This window comes from Vibrio aquaticus (assembly GCF_003970385.1).
Lineage (GTDB): Bacteria > Pseudomonadota > Gammaproteobacteria > Enterobacterales > Vibrionaceae > Vibrio > Vibrio aquaticus.
Window position 1 is genome coordinate 163,777 of record NZ_RXZH01000005.1, and the last position, 23,052, is coordinate 186,828.

General features: G+C 45.8%; 21 protein-coding genes and 1 tRNA gene. 11 read left to right on the forward strand and 11 right to left on the reverse strand.

Annotated elements, in window-relative coordinates:
* The first annotated feature begins 55 nt into the window (after positions 1-55).
* From EJ063_RS12840 to tadA, 6 genes are all read left to right on the forward strand, one after another.
* Positions 56-562: a GspH/FimT family pseudopilin gene (locus tag EJ063_RS12840; RefSeq protein WP_126574680.1), complete on the forward strand. Its 507-nt coding sequence runs from the start codon at positions 56-58 to the stop codon at positions 560-562.
* A complete protein-coding gene (locus EJ063_RS12845; RefSeq protein ID WP_126574681.1) occupies positions 543-1,193 on the forward strand; it encodes a PilW family protein in 651 nt (216 codons plus the stop codon). Before EJ063_RS12840 ends, EJ063_RS12845 begins: the two co-directional genes overlap by 20 nt.
* Positions 1,190-2,434, forward strand: coding sequence for a hypothetical protein (locus EJ063_RS12850; RefSeq protein ID WP_126574682.1), 1,245 nt, complete (start codon positions 1,190-1,192; stop codon positions 2,432-2,434). Before EJ063_RS12845 ends, EJ063_RS12850 begins: the two co-directional genes overlap by 4 nt.
* On the forward strand, positions 2,424-2,846 hold the full coding sequence (locus EJ063_RS12855) for a type IV pilus modification PilV family protein (RefSeq protein ID WP_126574683.1): 423 nt from the start codon (positions 2,424-2,426) through the stop codon (positions 2,844-2,846). The genes EJ063_RS12850 and EJ063_RS12855 overlap by 11 nt, the downstream gene beginning before the upstream one ends.
* A 274-nt stretch (positions 2,847-3,120) precedes the next feature.
* Positions 3,121-4,680, forward strand: coding sequence for an AbgT family transporter (locus tag EJ063_RS12860; RefSeq protein ID WP_126574684.1), 1,560 nt, complete (start codon positions 3,121-3,123; stop codon positions 4,678-4,680).
* A gap of 165 nt (positions 4,681-4,845) precedes the next feature.
* Positions 4,846-5,391, forward strand: a complete 546-nt coding sequence (gene tadA / locus EJ063_RS12865; RefSeq protein WP_126574685.1) for a tRNA adenosine(34) deaminase TadA — start codon at positions 4,846-4,848, stop codon at positions 5,389-5,391.
* Between the two features lie 44 nt (positions 5,392-5,435).
* Here the strand turns inward: tadA and EJ063_RS21025 are convergent, their stop codons facing one another.
* Positions 5,436-5,573, reverse strand: coding sequence for a hypothetical protein (locus EJ063_RS21025; protein WP_167469905.1), 138 nt, complete (start codon positions 5,571-5,573; stop codon positions 5,436-5,438).
* Between the two features lie 213 nt (positions 5,574-5,786).
* Positions 5,787-7,307: a membrane-bound lytic murein transglycosylase MltF gene (mltF, locus tag EJ063_RS12870; protein WP_126574686.1), complete on the reverse strand. Its 1,521-nt coding sequence runs from the start codon at positions 7,305-7,307 to the stop codon at positions 5,787-5,789.
* Between the two features lie 351 nt (positions 7,308-7,658).
* On the opposite strand from mltF, the gene purL reads away from it, so the two are divergent.
* Both purL and EJ063_RS12880 read left to right on the forward strand, forming a co-directional pair.
* A complete protein-coding gene (gene purL / locus EJ063_RS12875; RefSeq protein WP_126574687.1) occupies positions 7,659-11,591 on the forward strand; it encodes a phosphoribosylformylglycinamidine synthase in 3,933 nt (1,310 codons plus the stop codon).
* Positions 11,592-11,944: 353 nt separating this feature from the next.
* Positions 11,945-12,271, forward strand: a complete 327-nt coding sequence (locus tag EJ063_RS12880; RefSeq protein WP_126574688.1) for a DUF3622 domain-containing protein — start codon at positions 11,945-11,947, stop codon at positions 12,269-12,271.
* An 85-nt stretch (positions 12,272-12,356) separates the two neighbouring features.
* On the opposite strand, the gene EJ063_RS12885 is transcribed toward EJ063_RS12880, so the two are convergent.
* The 5 genes from EJ063_RS12885 to purM all read right to left on the reverse strand — a co-directional run bounded on the left by EJ063_RS12885 (position 12,357) and on the right by purM (position 15,327).
* Positions 12,357-12,548 (reverse strand): DUF4250 domain-containing protein, encoded by a 192-nt coding sequence (locus EJ063_RS12885; protein WP_126574689.1) that lies wholly within the window; start codon positions 12,546-12,548, stop codon positions 12,357-12,359.
* Positions 12,548-12,754, reverse strand: coding sequence for a YaeP family protein (locus EJ063_RS12890; RefSeq protein ID WP_126574690.1), 207 nt, complete (start codon positions 12,752-12,754; stop codon positions 12,548-12,550). Before EJ063_RS12890 ends, EJ063_RS12885 begins: the two co-directional genes overlap by 1 nt.
* A gap of 118 nt (positions 12,755-12,872) precedes the next feature.
* Entirely contained in the window at positions 12,873-13,526 is a 654-nt protein-coding gene (locus EJ063_RS12895; RefSeq protein ID WP_126574691.1) for a tellurite resistance TerB family protein, read from the reverse strand.
* 116 nt (positions 13,527-13,642) lie between these two features.
* Positions 13,643-14,284 (reverse strand): phosphoribosylglycinamide formyltransferase, encoded by a 642-nt coding sequence (purN, locus tag EJ063_RS12900; protein WP_126574692.1) that lies wholly within the window; start codon positions 14,282-14,284, stop codon positions 13,643-13,645.
* Between the two features lie 2 nt (positions 14,285-14,286).
* Complete coding sequence (gene purM, locus EJ063_RS12905) at positions 14,287-15,327, reverse strand: phosphoribosylformylglycinamidine cyclo-ligase (RefSeq protein WP_126574693.1); 1,041 nt, start codon at positions 15,325-15,327, stop codon at positions 14,287-14,289.
* Between the two features lie 178 nt (positions 15,328-15,505).
* Between purM and upp the strand changes: the two genes are divergently transcribed.
* On the forward strand, positions 15,506-16,132 hold the full coding sequence (gene upp / locus EJ063_RS12910; RefSeq protein WP_126574694.1) for a uracil phosphoribosyltransferase: 627 nt from the start codon (positions 15,506-15,508) through the stop codon (positions 16,130-16,132).
* A gap of 205 nt (positions 16,133-16,337) precedes the next feature.
* On the opposite strand, the gene rluF is transcribed toward upp, so the two are convergent.
* The 3 genes from rluF to EJ063_RS12925 all read right to left on the reverse strand — a co-directional run bounded on the left by rluF (position 16,338) and on the right by EJ063_RS12925 (position 18,340).
* Positions 16,338-17,372, reverse strand: a complete 1,035-nt coding sequence (rluF, locus tag EJ063_RS12915) for a 23S rRNA pseudouridine(2604) synthase RluF (RefSeq protein ID WP_126574695.1) — start codon at positions 17,370-17,372, stop codon at positions 16,338-16,340.
* 91 nt (positions 17,373-17,463) lie between these two features.
* The gene (gene smrA, locus EJ063_RS12920; protein WP_126574696.1) at positions 17,464-18,045 is read right to left on the reverse strand and encodes a DNA endonuclease SmrA; all 582 of its coding nucleotides are present in this window, start codon (positions 18,043-18,045) and stop codon (positions 17,464-17,466) included.
* A gap of 154 nt (positions 18,046-18,199) precedes the next feature.
* Positions 18,200-18,340, reverse strand: a complete 141-nt coding sequence (locus tag EJ063_RS12925) for a DUF3149 domain-containing protein (RefSeq protein WP_126574697.1) — start codon at positions 18,338-18,340, stop codon at positions 18,200-18,202.
* 361 nt (positions 18,341-18,701) lie between these two features.
* Between EJ063_RS12925 and EJ063_RS12930 the strand changes: the two genes are divergently transcribed.
* A tRNA-Pro gene (locus tag EJ063_RS12930) sits at positions 18,702-18,778 on the forward strand.
* Positions 18,779-19,073: 295 nt separating this feature from the next.
* Here the strand turns inward: EJ063_RS12930 and EJ063_RS12935 are convergent.
* Positions 19,074-19,943, reverse strand: coding sequence for a TraB/GumN family protein (locus EJ063_RS12935; RefSeq protein ID WP_126574698.1), 870 nt, complete (start codon positions 19,941-19,943; stop codon positions 19,074-19,076).
* Positions 19,944-20,347: 404 nt separating this feature from the next.
* Here EJ063_RS12935 and EJ063_RS12940 point away from each other — a divergent pair, with 404 nt between their 5' ends.
* Positions 20,348-22,999: a beta-N-acetylhexosaminidase gene (locus EJ063_RS12940; protein WP_126574699.1), complete on the forward strand. Its 2,652-nt coding sequence runs from the start codon at positions 20,348-20,350 to the stop codon at positions 22,997-22,999.
* The last annotated feature ends 53 nt before the right edge of the window (positions 23,000-23,052 follow it).

Consider the following 23,052-nt stretch of genomic DNA (forward strand, 5'->3'; position numbering starts at 1 on the left):
GCATCTATTCAAGGTCGAAGAGGGCCTCACATGGCTTTACATAGGAAAATGGGAAATGTCTCGCGGGTTTACATTCTTTGAATTGGTGATCACCTTAGTGGTACTTGGCGTTGTTTTAGCTATTGCGGCTCCTAATTTCTCTTCAATGAACCAAGAAACTCAGATGCGCAGGTTCGCCGATGAGCTGCACAACTACCTGGTTCAATCCAAATCTGAAGCGGTGTGGAGAAACCAGAATCTCTGGTCTCATATCTCTTTATCTACCAATCCGAGCCCGGCAGGGGAATGGACGTTCACCTTAACGACTTCTGATGTTAACAATGCAGGAACCAAGCTCTTAGAGCTTTCAAGCCGTGCATACAAAGACATTGTACTGGAATCAAACTATTCATCGGATCAAATCAAATTCGATGGTACCCGCGGAAAAGTGAAAGACGGCCATTTAAGATTCTATATTGATAGCCAAACCAACAACGTACTTCGACTGAAAAGTGCTTACTCATCTAGCCGTATTATGATTTGTGGTGAAGGAGGCTCTTTGTATGGCTATCCAAGCTGTTAAACGTCGTTTTCAAGGCGGTGGTTCATTGGTAGAACTTCTTGTCTCTTCATTGATTGGGTTGATGGCATTAGGTGTGGTTGGAAGCGTGTATGTCAGTGGGCAAAAAACGGCACTTGAGCGCGCCAAAATGCTGATGTTGACTCAAAATATATCCAGTACGCTGCAGCAACTTAAGGAAGACAGCCAGCGCGCCGGCTATGATGGTGTTGACTCATCTTCCCTGATGTTATCTGGAGCCAGTAGCTCGCTTTATACTCAGACTGGCCCCGATCTTTTAGCCTATGTCTATCGCACTGCTTCATCGGGCAGTCACACTTATCGCAGTGTTGTCTACAAGCGAGAGCCTTCTTCAGTGTCGACATTAGGTGACGCACTAAAGATTTGCGAAAAGCACTCTTCAACGCTTCTAACCATATCTGCAGCAAGCGACTCGGGCTCAGGAGGAAATTGCTTCAATCTCTTTGACCCGAAACAAATCTCTATCTCTCAATTCTCTCTCGACAGCAAACGGGTTAAAGGCCCTAGTGCAGTCAGTCAGTGGGTGTCATTGTCGGTGACAGGACAATTGGTGTCTGACACCAGTGTTGAATATCAAACAAGCATCGATCTTATGCAAAGGAACTGGCAATGAGGAAAGGGCAGCAACAAGGCGTGATTACATTGCTGGTGGTTTCAGTGTTGTTGGCTTCGGCCCTTATGTTGACCTTGAGCTCGTACAAATCGGTTTTTTATCAAATTAAACGTTCACAGAATGAGCTCAGAGATCGTCAAGCTCACTGGGAAACGGAAGGTGGCATTGAATGCTTGTATGCCTATGTGTCTGCTGACCCTGATCGCATGGCAACGCTCTCTTCAGCATCTAATACGGTGCTCAATACTTTGTGTAAAGATGATCTCAACCTTACCGAGCTCTACACACAAGCAGCGAGCGGGGATAGATATACCATTCGTTCAAAAAGCGCTACCCATGATCTCAGTAAACAGGTGCTTTATGCCTCTAAAACAGGCTTCGGTGCTATACAAACTACCGCTGATTTGCGAATCCGAGGCAGTGCCGATATTGCGCCCGATGCACCAAGAACACCAAGTTCGGGTAGCGAGTATGAATGTGTAGCCGTGCGATACAAAGGGTTAGTGACCTTTGAGACCAGTACAGCTTCGGATGTACTTCAAACGACCGACCCTATGGCCGATGGGCCTTTTGTTGGATTTTCAGGAAGTTGTTCAGAGAGTCATAAAACGAGTAATGCCACGAGCAGCGATACCACCAATAATCCGACCAATTTTAAAGAGGACTATCAAAAAGACGCGAGTTTAGATCCGTTCAAAAATTATTTTAATAAAGAGAAAACTTCCGCCAACATTGCCGCTATTAAAGCCGATTATGAGGTTGTTGCTCTTCCTACCATTACTGATGGACACGATTGTTCAGACATCATCAATACTCGATTTACCGCCACCAATAGAAAGCTCTGGATTGAAGGTCACTGCATTATCGATATGCCGGTGACTGTTTATGGCCCTCACTCCTTGGTGGTTGAAAATGGCATCTTTGCCGTGAATGGTTCTACAGTTTTTGAAGGCTCTATGTACCACATGGTCGATATGGCCCTGCCAGCGTTTTCAACGGCCAATATTGCCAATTATTGGAATGACGTCTCTTTCAAAGGGGTCATACAGTCTTTTCTTGGTTCGAAAACGGTCTACTTTGATAACGGTGCTTTTCACCCAAAAGGTGGGATGATCTTTGATTCTGAAGGTGCCGAAGTGGTGCTTAATGGTTCATACAATTTGGACTACTCATCTTCAAATAGCCTCAATAACGCACCGAAAGAACTGAGTTGGATAGCAGGGAGTTGGTATGTTGATTAGACAACAAGGATTCAGCTTACTAGAAGTATTAATTGCCTTTTTGTTGATTGGCATCGCCTCGTTAGGCTTAGTGAAAATGCAGTCTTATGTAGAGCAGCGCTCAGACTTTGCTGTAAATAGCCACCAAGCACTCAATATTGCTGAACACAAGTTAGAATGGTTTCGAACACGGGGGGCTTCGGCTGCTCAATCGACAATGAGCGTGGCTTCTTTCTCTTCTATCACAAGTGGCACTGATACGGCTACTCACTCACCCTATACAGTGCGCTGGGCAGTCTCAGCCCCTGCTGCCTCACTGTCATCTTCTTTAAAAAGCCTTTCCGTCTCTGTCGAGTGGAATGACCGAGTTGGGGAAACACATTCGGTCACTCTCCAATCAATGGTATCAAGTTACGCCGAGTTCGATATGTAACTAGGTGCAATTGTAATCTAATGGCTTTTTTTGTTTTAAAATGACGTGCTATATATTGTAAATAAGTTTAAATATTGTTGCTGCGATGGTGTGTTTTGTGTGGATCTTTTGTTGCACGGTGATGGCGTTTTTGCAAAATATGTCTCCAATTATGGAAAAACCATTAGAATCTTGTGCTTTCCTTGGGCGGATTTAATAGAATACTTGGTGGAAAATAGACCGAGATAATAAATGCATAAAGGTCTAGGGCAACAACATCAATTATGGAGTTACCATGAGTAACCAAGCAGTAAACAAAGCACCATCCGATAAGCCGAGTGGGATGGATCGCTTCTTAAACTTTATTGAACGAGTAGGCAACAAGATCCCAGATCCTGCAATTTTGTTCTTCTGGGCATTGGTCATTACTTGGGCAGCATCTGCTCTACTTTCAAACATTTCGTTTGATCTTATTAACCCACGTTCGGGTGAAGCGCTTGCAATCAACAACCTTTTGACTGGCGAATCTCTAGCAAGCTTCCTTGCGAACATGGTCACTACATTCACAGGCTTTGCGCCTCTTGGTATCGTTCTTGTAGCGATGTTAGGTGTTGGTGTGGCTGATTCTTCTGGCTTTATTACAACCGGCCTTAAGAAGATGCTTAACTTCACTCCAGCGAAGCTACTAACGCCGATGCTAATTTTGGTTGCTATCGTGTCTCACACAGCAGCCGATGCCGGTTACGTACTGGTTATTCCTCTAGGTGGTATCATCTTCCACGCGGCAGGCCGTCACCCTCTAGCGGGTATCGCAGCTGCATTTGCGGGTGTATCAGGTGGTTTCTCTGCAAACTTCATCCCTTCAGGTATCGACCCTCTACTAGCTGGCTTTACACAGACAGCAGCTCAGGTTCTTGACCCAGAATACGTGGTTAACCCACTAGCTAACATCTTCTTTACTGGTCTTTCTTCAGTGATCATCGTAGCGATTGGTTGGTACGTAACTGAGAAAATCATTGAACCACGTCTAGCGAACACGCCAATTGACGAAGACGCAGAAAAAGCACCAGATCTTGGTTCTTTCACTGAGCTTGAGTCAAAAGCGTTCCGTTACGCGGGTTGGGCAATGATGGCGGGTATTGCGGTTCTTATTGCTGCAATCATTCCTGAGAACTCAGCGCTTCGCTCTCCTGATGGTGAAATTACAGCGTTCTCTGCACCGCTAATGAAGTCGATCGTTCCATTGATCTTCATTCTATTCATTATCCCTGGTTACGTTTACGGTAAAGTTTCAGGCACGTTCAAAACAAGTAACGACATTATCAAAGCAATGTCTGACACTATGTCGACAATGGGTGCTTACATCGTAATGTCGTTCTTCTGTGCTCAGTTCCTATCTGCATTCGCTCAGTCAAACATCGGTACTATGCTTGCGCTATACGGTGCTGAAGGTCTGAAAGCGATGAACCTGCCAGGTGAAGCAACCATCATCGGTATGATTCTACTGACAGCTGCGGTAAACCTTCTGATCGGTTCAGCATCTGCGAAGTGGGCTCTGATTGGTCCAATCCTAGTGCCAATGCTAATGGCTGTTGGTATTTCTCCAGAGCTATCTCAAGCGGCTTACCGTGTAGGTGACTCTGTGTCGAACATCATTTCACCTCTAATGGTATTCTTCCCTCTAGTGGTTGTTTACTGTCAGCGTTACGTGAAGTCGACAGGTATCGGTACACTTGCGTCACTAATGATGCCATTCTCGATTGCAATGCTAATCGGTTGGTCTATCTTCCTAGTGGCTTACTGGACATTGGGTATTCCTCTAGGTATCCAAGCGCCTTACACGTACACAATGTAAATACCGCATAGTTGGCGCTGTAGCAGCCTAGCTACTACACCAACTATTTAGGTATTTGAAATTTGAAAGCGCTGGTCGAAAGACTGGCGCTTTTTATTTTCTGCTTCCTATTTTTAGTACTAGCCACTAGGATCTAGGCTTATATGCAAAACCTAGGTATTTCTTTTGTCTGATTCTCAATTTTCCCCTCAAGATGAATATTTCATGCGCCGTGCAATGGAGCTCGCAGAGCAAGCTGAATCACAAGGTGAAGTGCCTGTTGGCGCTGTCTTGGTAAAGGATGGAGAAATTGTCGCAGAAGGGTGGAATGAATCTATTGGTCAACATGACGCTACAGCTCATGCTGAGATGCAGACATTGCGTAAAGCCGGCCAAGTATTAGAGAATTACCGTCTGTTGGACACCACGCTGTACGTCACGCTAGAGCCGTGTCCGATGTGCGCTGGTGCTTTGCTCCATAGCCGGGTTAAACGCATTGTATTTGGCGCACCCGATCTAAAAGCAGGGGCGGCAGGAACAGTATTGAATCTGTTCGAGCATCAAGCGGCGTACCACTATGCTGACATTGAACAAGGCTTACTGGAAGATGAGTGTCGCGAGCAGCTTCAATCTTTCTTCAAGCGTCGACGCAAAGAGAAAAAGAAACAACGTAAGGCCGCTCAACTGATGAGTCTTGATGGGGCTGAAAATCTGGATTCAGGGGAGTCGTAAAGGTTTTAAGCAAACACCTTGTTGTAAGATGTTTGCTCTCTGGTTTATGCCTCAGTGATGAGCTGCATAAAGGCGCGGTGACGTGCAATCACCTTCTTTTTGTTGTTGCTTAGCATACGCTTACGGCGGTTTGCTGTAACCGTTTTATTAAGGCGTTTTGACTGCATTTTACGTCTAAGCATAAAACAACCTCCTATTATGGTTAAAATAAAGTCATGAGCCAATTATCACTAAGGTAGTTGATATATCGACATTAAGTGACTTATACCCTGCAATTGTTACGTTTTTAAGAAACTTCGCAAGTATTCTAGATCACAGTATTATATTTGGGCATCGGTGATGAAATTCAAGTGCACAGATTTTGTTCGATACCTGTGCACTTAGAATTGTGAGTCTTACTCGGTGGGTTGGGCAGGCTCCGCTGAAGAGGTTGCCGTCGAATCTGACAAAGCACTTTCAGGTACATCAATGACTTTTAGGTCATCGATGTTGATATCTGACGTATCCGGTGTTTGTTGCTCGACATGGCCGATGATGCTCTGGTAGTAGCGGCGAATATTCTCGACGTAATTTCTCGCTTCATCACCTCGTGCAAAACCATAACGTGTTTGGCTATAGTATTTCTTTTGACGCAGTAGCGGTAAACGCTCTTTAACGTCAGACCATGCGTCAGGGTTGCCACCTTGCCTTTTTGTGAGGCGACGAGCATCCATCATGTGGCCATAGCCAACGTTATAAGAGGCAAGGGCAAACCAGATCTTCTCATGCTCTTCTATCGAATCAGGAATGCGTGACACCATTCGACGTAAGTATTCAACTCCCCCACGGACAGACTGTTCTGGGTCAAGACGGTTTGTCACCCCAACGCTCTTCGCTGTCGGTAGCGTTAACATCATCATGCCGCGTACCCCAGTCGGGGATTTAGCTTTAGGGTTCCAGTGAGACTCTTGGTAGCCCAATGCAGCAACGAGTCGCCAATCAAACTCATCGGAATATTTCTTGAATAGCGGTGCCCATTTCGGAAGCTTTGAATCGAGCGCTCGAATAAATGCACGGGTGTCGACATAATCAAAGCTGTCGATGTGACCAATATATTTCTCTTCCAAAGAGGCGAGGTGGCCTGATTGTTGGATATTGCCAAAAAACTCGATTAAGAGCCCGTATAGGCTTTCATCTTGAGATCGGCGTAAGAACCATGAGATAGGTTGATCCTCGGTCAACTCGAACGCTAAAGCGACATCGGGATAAATTCGCTGAGAAAGTGAGAGTTCAACGGAATCTGCAAGAGTAAAACGTAAGTCTCCCTCTGACACTTGTTTAAGCAGATCATTCACATCGGCATTAGGGTCAATGTGGTAGGAAAATTCAGGGTGCTTTGCTTTGATCGCCATCAGTGTTTGGTTGAAGTGAGAGTCACTGACGATACTCAACACGTCTTTACCGTCATTTTCTTCGATCAACTTGGGTTGTCTATCAAGTAACTGTTCAAGGTTCCTTGGACGCCAATTCCCTTTCTTATAAATCACTTGCTGGCTAACGTAATAATAAGCAGGGCCAGGTCGAAATCGCTTCAACCGCTCAGGAGACTGACTGAGCCCCGCTGCGATGATATCGATCTCTCCCTTATCCAATGCAGGGTAAAGGCTTGAAATACGGTAGGCAGGCTTCATCTCTAATTGCACACCTAACTCATTAGCGAATTCTCTTGCCAGTTCGTAGTCGAGACCGGCTGGGCCATCTGGGCCAATATAGTAAGAGAGTTGATTGTTAAGTGTGCCAACACGGAGCACGCCACGCTCTTTGATTAAGTCGAGTTCACTTTTCGGTTCAGATTCGATCTGACAGCCGGTCAGCGCAAATGCGCCCATCAGTAATAAGCACAAAGATTTAAAATGGGTAAGGTAATGATTCTTCATTCAAGGCAATCTCATACATCCAGTAGGGCATTTATATCAAAGTGTCATAACAAGGCAAGATAATCCCTGTAACTCTTCGTGTTGAGTGCGTATCGAGAGCGATTTCTGTCGAAATTCAAAATTGACGAAAAAAATGACGCAAACGGTTGCTTTTGGTGTTACATCACAAAAATAATTGCTATATAATGCGCTCGCAACGAAGAGGTGGAATCGGCATAGGTTTGAAAAACCTTCGGAATAGCTTCGAAGAAAACAGTGAAATGTATAGAACAATTTAATGTTGTATTGCATTTTAACCCACTGAATTTATTCCAATATCACCTTAATCAATTGCATAAGAGACCTAAGTACATGAGAATTTTTCGTGGCTCCCCAGCTCTATCTGAATTTCGTGTTAACAAGCTTCTAGAGCTTTGTCGTGAACTAGGCCTACCTGTAACAGGTATTTACGCTGAGTTTGCACACTTTGCAGATCTAACGACAGACCTAGATGCGTCTGAAGTTGAGAAACTAGAAAAACTACTGACTTACGGTCCGACACTTTCTTTTGACGAGAATGGTGAAAAGCACAAGCCTAAAGGTCTTCTTCTACTTGCGACTCCTCGCCCAGGCACTATCTCGCCATGGTCTTCAAAGTCTACAGACATCGCAAATAACTGTGGTCTAGACAAAGTCGCTCGTCTTGAGCGCGGTACCGCTTACTACATCGAATCATCGGCTGAACTTTCAGAGCTTCAACTGGTTGAGCTAAAAGCTATCCTGCACGATCGCATGATGGAAGTGATCTTCACTGATTTCGAATCAGCAGCGGCACTTTTCCAAGTGGCAGAGCCAGCACCAGTAGCTGACGTTGACCTACTCAAAGGCGGTCGTGCTGCGCTTGAAAACGCAAACGTTACCCTAGGTCTTGCGCTTGCTGATGACGAAATTGAATACCTTTACGATGCGTTCGTAAACAAGCTAGATCGTAACCCAACAGACATCGAGCTGATGATGTTTGCTCAGGCGAACTCAGAGCACTGTCGCCACAAGATCTTCAACGCAGACTGGACTATCGACGGCGTGAAGCAAGAGAAGTCTCTGTTCAAGATGATCAAAAACACATTCGAAACCACACCAGAAAATGTGCTGTCTGCATACAAAGATAATGCAGCAGTCATGGTGGGTTCAGATGTCGGTCGTTTCTTCCCGAACCCAGAAACTCGCCAATACGGTTACAACCAAGAGAAAGCGCACATCCTAATGAAGGTGGAAACGCACAACCACCCAACAGCTATCTCTCCTTGGCCGGGCGCATCGACAGGCTCTGGTGGTGAAATCCGTGATGAAGGCGCAACCGGTATTGGTGGTAAGCCAAAAGCAGGTCTGGTTGGTTTCACGACATCTAACCTACGTATTCCTGGTTTTGAACAGCCATGGGAAACAGACTTCGGTAAGCCAGGTCGCATTGTTAACGCACTCGATATCATGCTTGAAGGCCCATTAGGTGGCGCGGCGTTTAACAACGAATTCGGTCGTCCAAACCTACTTGGTTACTTCCGTACTTACGAAGAAAAAGTAAATTCTCACGCTGGTGAAGAGGTTCGTGGTTACCACAAGCCAATCATGATTGCGGGTGGTATGGGTAACATCCGTGATGAGCACGTTCAGAAGAAAGAGATCCCAGTGGGTGCAAGCCTAATTGTGCTTGGTGGTCCGGCGATGAACATCGGTCTTGGCGGCGGCGCGGCATCTTCTATGGCGTCTGGTCAATCAGCAGAAGATCTAGATTTCGCATCTGTACAGCGTGAAAACCCAGAAATGGAGCGTCGCTGTCAGGAAGTGATCGACCGTTGTTGGCAGCTTGGTGAAGAGAACCCAATCGCATTCATCCACGATGTGGGCGCGGGTGGTATCTCTAACGCACTTCCAGAGCTTGTGGACGATGGCGAGCGTGGTGGTATTTTCCAACTGCGTGACGTACCAAATGACGAACCAGGCATGAGCCCACTTGAGATCTGGTGTAACGAATCTCAAGAGCGTTACGTAATGGCCGTTGCTCCAGAAAATATGGAAGTATTCGATGCAATCTGTAAGCGTGAGCGCGCACCATACGCTGTAGTGGGTGTGGCAACAGAAGAGCGTGAACTGAAGCTTGAAGATTCACACTTTGACAACACGCCAATCGACATGCCAATGGATGTACTTCTAGGTAAGACACCTAAGATGCATCGCGATGCGAAAACACTGAAAGCGAACAATCCAGCAATCAACCGTGATGGCATTGAGCTAAACGATGCGGTTGAGCGCGTGCTACGTCTACCAACCGTTGCTGAGAAAACATTCCTCATCACCATCGGTGATCGTACGGTTACAGGTCTTGTCGCTCGCGACCAAATGGTTGGCCCATGGCAGGTTCCAGTCGCTAACTGCGCAGTAACAGCAGCAAGCTACGACACTTACCACGGTGAAGCGATGTCGATGGGTGAACGCACACCGGTTGCTCTACTAGACTTCGGTGCTTCAGCTCGTCTAGCGGTAGGTGAAGCAATCACGAACATCGCAGCGACGAATATTGGCGATATCAAACACATCAAACTGTCTGCTAACTGGATGTCTCCAGCGGGCCACCCAGGTGAAGATGCCGGTCTTTACGAAGCAGTGAAGGCGGTGGGTGAAGAGCTATGTCCAGCCCTTGGTCTGACTATCCCTGTGGGTAAAGACTCAATGTCGATGAAGACTAAGTGGGAAGAGAACGGCGAGCAGAAAGAAGTCACATCGCCACTTTCTCTAGTGATTACAGCGTTTGCACGTGTTGAAGATGTTCGTAAAACGATTACTCCTCAGCTTCGTACTGACAAAGGCGCTTCGAGCCTAGTACTTATCGATCTAGGTAACGGTCAAAACCGTCTAGGCGCAACAGCTCTTGCACAGGTTTACAAGCAGCTTGGTGATAAGCCAGCAGACGTAGACAACGCAGCGCAGTTAAAAGGTTTCTATGAAGGCGTTCAAGCCCTAGTAGCACAAGACCAAGTTATCGCTTACCACGATAAAGGCGACGGCGGTCTATTGGTGACTCTTGCTGAGATGGCATTCGCGGGTCACTGTGGTGTTAAAGCGAACATTGAAGCACTTTTATCTGCATCAGAGAACAGCGAAGATGCACTAGCTGCGTTATTTAACGAAGAGCTAGGTGCAGTACTTCAAGTTAAGAACGATGACCTAGATGCGGTACTGTCTACGCTAGCAGCGAACGGTCTAGAAGCATGTTCACATGTAATCGGTTCAGTTGAAGCATCAGACGAGCTAGTCATCACTTCTGGTGACACAGTCGTTCTTGAACGCAACCGTACTGAACTACGTACTATCTGGGCTGAAACAACGCATAAGATGCAATCACTGCGTGATAACACAGCATGTGCAGACCAAGAGCACGAAGCGAAGAAAGACAACTCTGACCCAGGTCTGAACGTTAAGCTCAGCTTCGACGTAAACGAAGACATTGCAGCACCTTACATTGCTAAAGGCGCTAAACCTAAGATGGCGATTCTACGTGAGCAAGGCGTTAACTCTCACGTTGAAATGGCAGCAGCATTTGACCGTGCAGGTTTTGAAGCAACGGACATTCACATGAGCGACATCCTAACAGGTCAAGCTGTGCTAGAAGAGTACCAAGGCCTAGTGGCTTGTGGTGGTTTCTCTTACGGTGACGTACTGGGTGCGGGTGAAGGTTGGGCGAAATCTATCCTGTTCAACGAGCAAGCACGTAACCAGTTTGAAGGCTTCTTTAAGCGTGAAGATACTTTCTCTCTAGGTGTGTGTAACGGCTGTCAGATGCTATCGAACCTAAAAGAGCTAATCCCAGGTGCGGATCTGTGGCCACGCTTTGTTCGTAACGAATCTGAGCGTTTTGAAGCTCGCTTTAGCCTAGTAGAAGTACAAAAGTCTGACTCAGTCTTCTTCGATGGTATGGCAGGTTCTCGCATGCCAATCGCAGTATCTCACGGTGAGGGCCGCGTAGAAGTTCGTGATGCTGACCACCTAGCGGCGATTGAAGCATCAGGTACGGTTGCCGTTCGCTACGTTGATAACCACGGTAACCCAACTCAGCAATACCCGAACAACCCGAACGGTTCGCCAAATGCAATCACAGGTCTAACGACTCAAGATGGCCGCGTAACTATCATGATGCCGCACCCTGAGCGTGTATTCCGCACAGTAGCGAATTCATGGTCTCCAGAAGGTTGGGGCGAGAACGGCGCTTGGATGCGTATGTTCCAAAACGCACGTAAGAACGTGGGTTAATTAAACGACCTTAGTTTTCGCTTAGCAGCATAAATACAAGCGCAGATCGTAAGATCTGCGCTTTTTATTTGATAAACAGAATTCAATCCACCGTCATTCCATAGACCGAAGAATGAGGGAATAGGGAATCTCTCATTGTTTTGTGCTTGCTTTGAGAGATCCCCAACTCGTTCGTGCCTCACTCTTGAGGATGACGTGATTAATAATAGTCACTCTTTGAAAGAAACCATTAGCCAAATGGTAGCTTTTAAGTTTTAATACCGCCCTTACCAAGGGATGGTGTTAAACAGCTCAGCTTAGATGGAGTTATCAAGTTGACCGAATCCCTGATTAATCCCTTAGGAATGAAATAAATGTCTAAAAATCCAAAATTTGCTATCCGTACTTCTGAAAAACGTAACGGCTGGTGTGCAGAGATCACTCGTCAAGTAACTTCACGTAAAACAACAGTATCAAAGCGCGAAACAGGTTTTGAAACTGAAGCTGAAGCTCAAGCTTGGGCTGAGAAAGAACTTTCTGGTTTCGTTAAAAACCAAGCAGAGCGCAATGAGCGTAAAGGCGAAGCGCGTAAAGTTCGTGAAGAGCGCGAAGAACGCCTAGCACAAGAAGCGGCTGAGAAAAAAGCACGCTACCTAGCTGAAAAAGCAGCACGCGAAGAAGAGCAGTTTGACGAAGAGTAATTTTCGAAATTGTCTTAAAGAAAAACCGCCTCATATTGGCGGTTTTTTTGTATCTGATGTTTGTGTATCGAAATCGTGGGTTCGATTAACGGAATTGGCCAGCGTCAGGCAAAAAGTCGAAGCCTGCGGTTGCCAGTTTTGCTTCTAACGCGGCTTTGTCTATATCGAAGTAAACAACTAGCTTGTCCAAGTCACCACCAAAATCATCACGCAGTTTCATGTTAATGATGCTCATCAACATGACAGGGTCCATGGCCTCAAAGTTGGCAAGGTTCATTACTTATCCTCAAAGTCTGAGATAAGTAGGTTCGCCGCTGCAAATGCTGCTTTTTCTCGAGTTTCTTTTGGCAGTGACTCATCCGAGGCGACGTCATTAAGTGCTCTTACTGCGCATGAAATTGCTTGTGGGACATACGCTTGGTCACCACTACCAATTTGAGCGTAAAGCTCACGAATCAGTTCACAACAGCCATATACTTGCATGGGCAAAACTCCAATAAATGATAACTGCTCTCAAATATACACACTCAGAGAAGCAAACTCAAAGCGTAAGCTTGTCCTAGCTCAAACCAAATTTAAAGGCGGTTAAGAACTATACTGGCTATTGGCTTTGTAGTTGCTGTTCGAGCTGAAAAATGACTTCACGGTCGAGCTGTAATTGTTTAGCCAGTTCTTGTAAGTAGGCTTTTTCCATGAAATTTTGCTCATCAATTACGATTAATGAAGCCAAATAAATTTCCGACCCTTGTTGAGGTGAGCGTGCTTGAAGAGCAATTTCTCTTGGGTCTAACGGCTTGTTCAATTCATCATGCACAAACTGCTGCAATTGCACATCCGCCCCTGACTCTTTTAACGTTGACTCGATATGCATCATTTCTTGTTGATCAACATGGCCGTCGGCTTTAGCAGCGGCGATCATCGCTTTTAATATGAGTTGATGGTGAACAACATCATTTGGGTTAAACGTCTCTTGTGGGGCTGAGGTTGATTGCTTGGATTGATAGTCATTATAGACTTTATAAGCCAGCCCCCCGAGTAAAGCGACACCACCTACTTTTAGAGCGTTCTTGCCGACTTTCTTTCCTAGTTTTTTGCTTTTTTTTGAACCCATCAGCAAGTTGACGAAGCCGCCACCCACAGCGCCAGCACCCAAAGACTTTAGTGTCCCAGAGCTTGATTGCTGTTTAAGCTGAGACTGACCTTGCTTCACGAGATCAGAATTGAGTGCTTGGTTTAGTAAGCTTTTTAAGTCCATACATACCTCCGTTATTTTGCTCAGTATAGTGAGAGCAAAATGAATCGAAGATTAACGGCAGGGTATAAAAACGAAAAAGGCGAGCTCGAAGCTCGCCTTATACACTGAATACCATTTTAGTTTTCAGCGTGACCGTGAATACCTAGTAACTCACCATCAAGGTAAGCTTCTTTTTCATCTTTCATCACTAAACGTTCTTCAACCAACCACTTGACCACCATAGGGTAGATTTTGTGCTCTTGAGTCTGAACGCGTTCAGTCAACGTTTCGACAGTATCTTCATCGAAAATAGGCACTTTAGCCTGCAAAATGACTGGGCCACCGTCCAGTTGTTCAGTTACAAAGTGAACGCTTGTACCATGCTCTTCATCACCTGCGTGAATCGCACGTTGATAGGTGTTAAGGCCAGGATACTTAGGCAGTAGAGAAGGGTGGATGTTGATCATACGCCCCATGTAGTGGCGAACAAACTCACCGCTTAGAATACGCATGTAACCAGCGAGTACGATGACATCGGGCTTGTATTCATCAATCTGCTTCATTAGCTCATGATCGAAGGCATCACGAGTATCGAATGCTTTAGGATCAAGGAAGTGGGCGGCTGCATCGGCTTTCTCTGCACGCTCTAGCGCAAATACATTGGCTTTATTGGAAAACACCGCAGTAACACGACCATTGGTAATGTCCTTGCTACAGGCATCAATGATGGCTTGTAGGTTAGAACCGTTTCCTGACACTAAAACAACGATACTCTTCATGCTTATTTGATCTCTACTTGTTCTTCGCCAGCTTCTGCGTTGGCAATCTCACCGATAACCCAAGCGTTTTCGCCTTCTGCATTGAGAAGTTCAACCGCGGCATCCGCTTGGTCTTTAGGTAGAGCGATAACAAGGCCAACACCACAGTTAAATGTACGGTACATTTCGTGAGTCGTTACGTTGCCTTTCTCTTGTAGCCATTTGAAGATGATTGGCCATTCCCAGCTGTTACCATCAACAACTGCTTTCGTGCCTTCAGGAAGTACGCGTGGGATGTTTTCCCAGAAACCACCACCTGTGATGTGAGAAATCGCGTGGATGTCATGTTTCTCAATCATTTTAAGTGCTGATTTGATGTAAATCTTTGTTGGTTCTAGTAGGTGCTCACCGATAGTGCGACCTGCTAGTTCTTCGTTTTTGTCTTCGCCAGATACTTCAAGGATCTTACGGATCAATGAGTAACCGTTTGAGTGAGGACCGCTTGAACCTACAGCGATAAGTGCATCGCCAGCGGCTACTTTCGTGCCGTCAATGACGTCTTCTTTTTCTACAACGCCAACACAGAAACCTGCAACGTCGTAGTCTTCACCTTCGTACATACCCGGCATTTCAGCCGTTTCACCACCAATTAGCGCACAACCTGCTTGTACACAGCCGTCAGCAATACCAGAGACGACGTCTGCTGCTGTGTCTACATCAAGTTTGCCTGTTGCGTAGTAATCTAGGAAGAACAGTGGCTCAGCGCCTTGAACGATTAGGTCGTTCACACACATTGCAACGAGGTCAACACCGATGGTGTCGTGCTTTTTCATATCCAAAGCAAGACGAAGTTTAGTACCCACACCGTCAGTACCTGAAACCAATACTGGCTGCTTATATTTAGTTGGCAGTTCACATAATGCGCCAAAACCACCAATACCACCCATTACTTCTGGGCGACGTGTACGTTTTACAGCACCTTTAATACGGTCAACAAGCGCGTTGCCTGCATCGATATCAACGCCAGCGTCTTTGTAGCTAAGAGATGTGTTATCAGCACTCACAGGGAAGTCCTCGGTTTTTAAGTTGGATATGAAAACGGCGCTATTCTAACAGCGGTTAAAGACAAAGAGCAAACGTTTGCGTAACTTTTTTTGTTTATCAATAAAGCAGAAATTGAGAACGAAATCGTTTATAATCTCGAGGTTTGTTTAAATTTTTACCTTATATCCGGAGATGGAAATGAAAGTTGTTGAAGTGAAACACCCTCTAGTTAAACATAAACTGGGTCTAATGCGAGAAGGTGATATCAGCACAAAACGCTTCCGTGAGCTAGCAACAGAAGTTGGCAGCCTACTGACATACGAAGCGACTGCGGACTTTGAAACGGAAAAAGTAACCATTGAAGGTTGGAACGGTCCAGTAGAAATTGATCAAATTAAAGGTAAGAAAGTAACGGTAGTGCCTATTCTACGTGCGGGTCTAGGTATGATGGACGGCGTTCTTGAGCATATGCCAAGCGCGCGTATCAGTGTTGTTGGTATCTACCGTGACGAAGAGACTCTTGAGCCAGTACCATACTTCAACAAGCTAGCGTCTAACATGGACGAGCGTATCGCACTTGTTGTTGACCCAATGCTTGCAACGGGCGGTTCAATGATCGCAACAATCGATCTTCTAAAAGAGAAAGGTTGTAAAGCAATCAAGGTTCTTGTTCTAGTCGCTGCACCAGAAGGTATTGAAGCGCTAGAAAAAGCACACCCAGATGTAGAGATGTACACCGCAGCTATCGATGAAAAGCTAAACGATAAAGGTTACATCGTTCCTGGTCTTGGTGATGCAGGTGACAAGATCTTCGGTACGCTATAAGCCGCAGATTTTGAATGATTAAAAAAGGGAGCCGATTGGCTCCCTTTTTGTTTTTTGTACATTTACACACTGTCATTCCATAGATCGCCGAAGGTGAGAGTAGGGAATCTGTTTGGATTGACCGCTCTCGAGGATGACGGGTAGCTATTACCCATAGAAACAACAAAAGGGCTGACGTATTACGCCAGCCCTTTTGTAGTATCTTCTATTTCTTCAAGCTTAATGTGCCGCCGGTTTTCGGCTTGCTTGGGCGCTGGCTATTGTCAGACGCTGGCTTGTGGAAGGGCTTACCTTTACCACTCGGCTTACCTTTGTACTCACTTTGCTTACCGTCATGGCGACCTTTCTTTGAATTAGGCGCATGTCGGAACTCGTCAGCATTACGGCCTTTGAATGTGCGTTGCTTTTGGTTGCGGCGAGCCGTTGACTCTTGGTTTTCTTCGCGGCTATCGAACAGCTTTGCATCGGTGGCGCGACGAATACGCTTACCTTTACTATCCATTTTAGATGCTTCTTCGGTGCCACTTGAACTTTCGCACATCGCAAGAATCTCTGCGACTTCATTATCGCTCATGTAGCGCCATTGACCGTTTGGAATACCATCAAGTGAAATGTTCATAATACGCACACGACGAAGTTTGAATACTTCGTAACCGAGTGCTTCACACATACGGCGGATTTGGCGGTTAAGACCTTGAGTCAGAACGATACGGAACGAGTATTTGGTCTCTTTGGTCACTGTACAAGGGAGCGTGACGGTGTCTAGGATGTTAACGCCAGAAGACATCTTTTTGATGAAGTCATCGCTGATCGGCTTATCAACACGCACCACGTACTCTTTTTCGTGGTTGTTACCGGCGCGAAGAATCTTATTGACGATATCACCGTCATTAGTCAGAAAAATAAGACCATCAGAAGGTTTATCAAGACGGCCGATAGGGAAAATACGCTTCTTGTGGCCAACGAAATCGACGATGTTGCCTGGAATATCGCGTTCAGTGGTACAAGTAATGCCTGTTGGCTTGTTTAGTGCGATATAAACAGGTTTGTCGGTGGCTGCCGCGATAGGTTTACTGTCCACTTGAACATCATCACCAGGCAGGACCTTTGTGCCCATTTCAGGAATTTTTCCATTGATGGTGACACGACCTTGTTCAATTAATCGGTCAGCTTCACGGCGTGAACAAAAGCCGGTTTCGCTGATGAATTTATTCAGACGTTTTGCGTTATCTTGTGACATGTTGTTCTCCTAACGTTTCACAACGGCGGTTAATCGGAAGTGGTGAAACTCTCACCACTCAGAGGGCGCGCATTCTAACATTGAGTGCTGCTTAACCCAATCGTTTTTGGTGTCGCTCACGAGTTTCTGTTTTTTTGTCTGCACTTTTTCTAAGTAGAACGTAAACCGCTCCCGTACCACCGTGGAAGCGCTGCGCACTATGGACGCATTGCACTTCTTTGATCTGCTTTAGCCATTGGGCAACAAAGCTTTTCATTAATGCGGGTGGATTCGAACGCTCACCTTTGCCGTGAACAATGACGACAGTGCGGATATCCATTCTCATACACTGCTTTAAGAACTTAACCACCTCGTCTCGGGCTTGTTCGAGTGTACGTTTATGCAAGTCTAGGCGAGCTTGGACGGGATATTTCGCCAAGCGCAACTTCTTATAGACACCGTCTTGAACGCCATCACGCTTAAACTCGATGAGATCGTCAGGCTTGAGCATTTCAGCGTGATCGATAGACAGGTACTCAGGGTCGTCTTCGGTGAGACACATAGCCGCTTCACGCTTCGCAATTTGTGCATCAGTGACTTGGTGCTGCTTTTTGTGCTCAGTAGTATCTTGCTGGAGAGGTTTTACATCGCCCATCATTTGTTGGAAGAGGGCGAAATCATCATCGTGAGACATAACGGCATCTCAGAGTAGTCAATTAATATCGCTATTATACCAATGCTGACTCGATATGATCACTACTTACAAGACAAAATAAAAAACCGAAGCAGACAAGGTATCTACTTCGGTGCATAGCGAATGTCTATTCAGAGAATAGAGCTAAGCGATTCTAGTGAGGAGATTTGTCGTTCATCACTTTGTAGATGAAGTAACCGCCATAAAACAGCATAAGACTGAAGGCCGCAAAGATCACAATCATTGAAGATAGGCCTACCGCATTACCAAATAGGAGATCGAGCCAAAAGTCCATAGTTACTTCCTCTAGTGCTAAGTGTGAAGACAAGGTTTAAAGTAATACTTGGTTAAATATGCAACACTGATCTGGATCAATTGTTGTTATTTGGTTGCGATATTGTTTGTGGTGATGTGTTTTTGCTCACAGTTTGTGGCTCATTGATGTTGTTTTAATCAAACAAACCAATAAATTAAAAAAGTTAATCAAAAGGGGTTGCGTTAAACCTGATAATCCGTAGTATACGCATTCGTTGACGGGGATAACTCCTCAGTTAAACATCTCGGTGAATAGCGTGCTTGGTAACGCATCTCGGGGTTTTGGAATAGCGGACCAGAGGGCGACCCTCTTTAGACGCAAACTCCATAGTCAACATTATCGGTGAATAGCGCAGCTTGGTAGCGCATCTGGTTTGGGACCAGAGGGTCGGGGGTTCGAATCCCTCTTCACCGACCACATTAAGAAAGCCTGCTTTTATAGCAGGCTTTCGTCGTTTTAGAGCATAGGAAATAGGATTAGGACCCGAGTGGGGTTCGTCTGAAATTAGAGCCTGGCTCTTCACCGACCATATTTAAAGAAGGGCTCTACAGAAATGTAGAGCCCTTTTTGCATCTTGAGATAAAAGATCGGTCATTCCATAGACTGACGAAGGAAGGAGTAGGGAATCTCTGATTCCGTGTGGAGAGTCTTAGAGACCCTCAATTGGTTCTTCATTCTTGAGGGTGACGGCAAGACCGCTATAGAAGTGTCCTCAGTACTCAAATTCACATAGTGCAGGTTTACTTTGTGAAAGTTGAGTTACCTTAAACCCACCTTCTTTGAGCAATGCGAGAACATTGTTTTCCCCTACTAGATGCAAGCTACCAACGACCATAAGATACGTTCCTTTTTTCTCCTTTGACCAGCTTGGGCTAGCAAGCTGTTGAGCCCAATCGAGATTGCGGTCAGTCAGGAAGGCTTTCTCAAACTCCTCGGACATTTCGGTTAGTTGGGCAAACTCGTTCAACTTTTCGATATCTCCAGCTTTCCAGGTTTTAATCAAGCAGTGAGTCATTTCTTCAGAGTGATCAAACTCTTCAATCGCACTCAAAAGCAGTTCTTTTCCTGATTCTTTTTGACCCGTTAAAAGGTCAATTTGAAACTGGAGAGACTCAAGACTGATGACAGGAATCTCTTGAAAGGTTGCTTTATAGGTCAGGTGCGCATCAACCCCATAAGCCGCTTTATAGCCTAAATACTCTATCTGTTTCATCTGAACTGCCAGCGCTGTTGCCCAAGGTGGGGAGTTAAGCAGTTGAGGGGCATTCAGTTCAAGTAAGTTGGCAATCCCACTTAACTCATCTTGTTGCTTTGGAGTCAGGACATCTTTACTCAGTAATGTGGCTGGTGGGTAAGTGATACCCTGAGTTTTACGTACATCCGTTTCAATGATTAAGCCATCACTGCTCTGCAATGCGTCCATGATCTGTTTATTTAACGGGAACATGCTGTCATCACCAACATGCACAGAACCGAGAATGTAGTAATTCAGTTGGCCTTTTGTTGCTTGCCAAAACAGGGGCTCAGCAACCCCATTAACGGCAAACAGTAGGGTAAAAAGAGTAAGTGATAGGTTGCGCATAAACAGAAATTGGCCTTACTGAAAAATTGTTGAAAACCTAAATATCGACGAGTTTTGACGAGGAAAAAGTGTGTGAAACATCACATTTGCAACTCCCACCGTAAATTTGATTTTAAGACAACATTCATCTGGGTGTGATCCTTATTCACGTATTGCATCTATTTGAGCCTAAAAGCTGTGACTTACCTCTCAGTAATCTCGTCAAAATAAGTCCAACACAATTAACGTTGTTGCTAAGTGTCTGTTTTTTAGTGACTAAAAAATCGAGTGTTTTATAAAGTTTGAATTTGATCACTTTCGAAAAGGATTAATTTTACGGTGAAAAATAACTCGGGCTATTGTGATTGCATCTTGATTTTGACGCCGAACTTTTCAGGCTTCGCTCCACTTTAAGGGTAAGTAAGATGTTTAAACAAACTCTCATCGCGACTTCAGTATTAGCAACGCTAGCGGGTTGCGCATCATTCCAATCGACGGAACAAAATGTCGTTAACTCACTTGCAGCAAACTTAGATGTTCAATATGAAGTACTCACTAACCACGGTGCCAACGATGGCCTCGCGTGTCAGGACCTAGGTGCTGAATGGGCCTCTTGTAACAAGGTCAACATGACACTCGTTAACCAAGGTGAAGCGGTTGACTCAAAAGATTGGGCTATCTACTTCCACAGTATTCGCCTGATTTTGGATGTTGATAACGAGCAGTTCAAAATCTCACGTGTAACGGGTGACCTGCATAAACTAGAGCCAACTGAAAAGTTTGATGGCTTCGCTGCAGGTGAAGAAGTATCGCTTCCTTTAGTGAGCGAATACTGGCAGCTGTTTGAAACAGACTTCATGCCAGGTGCCTTCGTTACTGTGCCAAACGCAGAGCCGAAGATGATCGCTTCGCTAAACACTGAAGACGTGGCTTCTTTCGTGACTGGTTTGGAAGGTGACAATCTAAAACGTACGCCGGATGACAACAACGTATTTGCCAATGCTGTATCTCGTTTCGAGAAGAACGAAGATTTAGCAAAACAAGACGTATCAACCACGCTGCTGCCAACGCCAATGTTTGTTGAAGCGGGCAAAGGCACAGTCGACATCTCAGGTGGTATTGCGCTGCCTAAAGATGCGTTTGATGCGACTCAATTTACAGCAATCCAAGATCGTGCAGAAGTGGTAGGTGTGGATGTCCGTGGTGATGTTCCTGTAAGCATCACGGTTGTTCCTGCAGACTTCACCGGTGAATTAGCAAAATCTGGTGCTTATGAGATGAGCATCAAAGGCGACGGTATTGCGATTAAAGCGTTCGACCAAGCAGGCGCTTTCTATGCGGTACAATCTATCTTTGGCCTGGTAGATAGCCAAAATGCTGATTCTCTACCACTGCTGTCTATTCAAGATGCGCCTCGTTTTGACTACCGTGGCGTAATGGTGGATGTGGCGCGTAACTTCCACTCTAAAGACGCAATTCTTGCAACGCTAGACCAAATGGCGGCGTACAAGATGAACAAACTACACCTTCACCTAACGGATGATGAAGGCTGGCGTTTAGAAATTCCAGGTCTACCTGAGCTAACTGAAGTCGGTGCTAACCGTTGTTTCGATGTGGAAGAGAAAAGCTGTTTACTGCCTCAGCTTGGCTCAGGTCCAACATCAGACAACTTTGGTTCTGGCTACTTCAGCAGAGCTGACTACGTGGAAATCTTAACCTACGCGAAAGCACGTAACATCGAAGTGATTCCAGAAATCGATATGCCAGCGCACGCTCGCGCAGCCGTGGTATCGATGGAAGCGCGTTATGACCGTCTTATGGAACAAGGCAAAGATGCTGAGGCGAACGAATACCGCTTGATGGATCCGCAAGATGAATCAAACGTCACCACGGTTCAGTTTTACAACAAACAGAGCTTCATCAACCCTTGTATGGAATCGTCAACTCGCTTTGTTGATAAAGTGATTTCTGAAGTGGCAGCAATGCATGCTGAGGCAGGCGCTCCGCTAACAACCTGGCACTTTGGTGGCGACGAAGCGAAGAACATCAAGCTAGGCGCTGGTTTCCAAGACGTTAACGCACAAGATAAAGTAAGCTGGAAAGGCACGATTGACCTGTCTAAGCAAGATAAGCCATTCGCGCAATCGCCAAAATGTCAGACGCTAATTACCGACGGTACAGTAAGCGATTTCGGTCACCTGCCAAGCCATTTTGCTGAGCAAGTATCTAAAATTGTGGCAGAAAAGGGCATTCCAAACTTCCAAGCTTGGCAAGATGGCTTGAAGTACAGCGAAGGTGAGAAGGCATTCGCGACAGAAAACACTCGCGTGAACTTCTGGGATGTCCTCTACTGGGGCGGTACTTCATCAGTGTACGAATGGTCTAAGAAAGGTTACGACGTGATCGTTTCTAACCCAGACTACGTTTACATGGACATGCCATACGAAGCGGACCCACAAGAGCGTGGTTACTACTGGGCAACGCGTGCAACAGACACTCGTAAGATGTTTGGCTTCGCACCAGAGAACATGCCGCAAAATGCGGAAACGTCTCTAGACCGCGATGGCAACGGCTTTACCGGTAAAGGTGAGATTGAAGCGAAGCCTTTCTACGGCCTATCAGCACAGCTTTGGTCTGAGACAGTACGCAACGACGAGCAATATGAATACATGGTATTCCCTCGCGTACTTGCAGCCGCTGAGCGTGCATGGCACCGTGCAGATTGGGAGAACGACTACGAAGTGGGTATTGAATACTCGCAAAACTCTAACCTAGTAGATAAAGCAGCACTAAACCAAGACTACAACCGCTTTGCGAATGTCCTGGGTCAACGTGAACTGGCTAAGTTAGAAAAAGCAGGCATCGATTACCGCCTACCAGTACCCGGTGCGAAAGTAGAAGATGGAACGCTGTCTATGAACGTTCAGTTCCCAGGTGTTGAGCTGCAATACTCTCTAGATGGCGAAAACTGGCTGACTTACGCTGACAGCGCACGTCCGGCAGTAGAAGGTGAAGTATTCATTCGTTCAGTGTCGGTGACTGGCGAGAACGCGAGTCGAGTGACTAGCGTGAAATAATTCCCCCTCCCTTCCAATCTTGACAGAAAGGAAAGGGAAAAACGCCCGGCCAG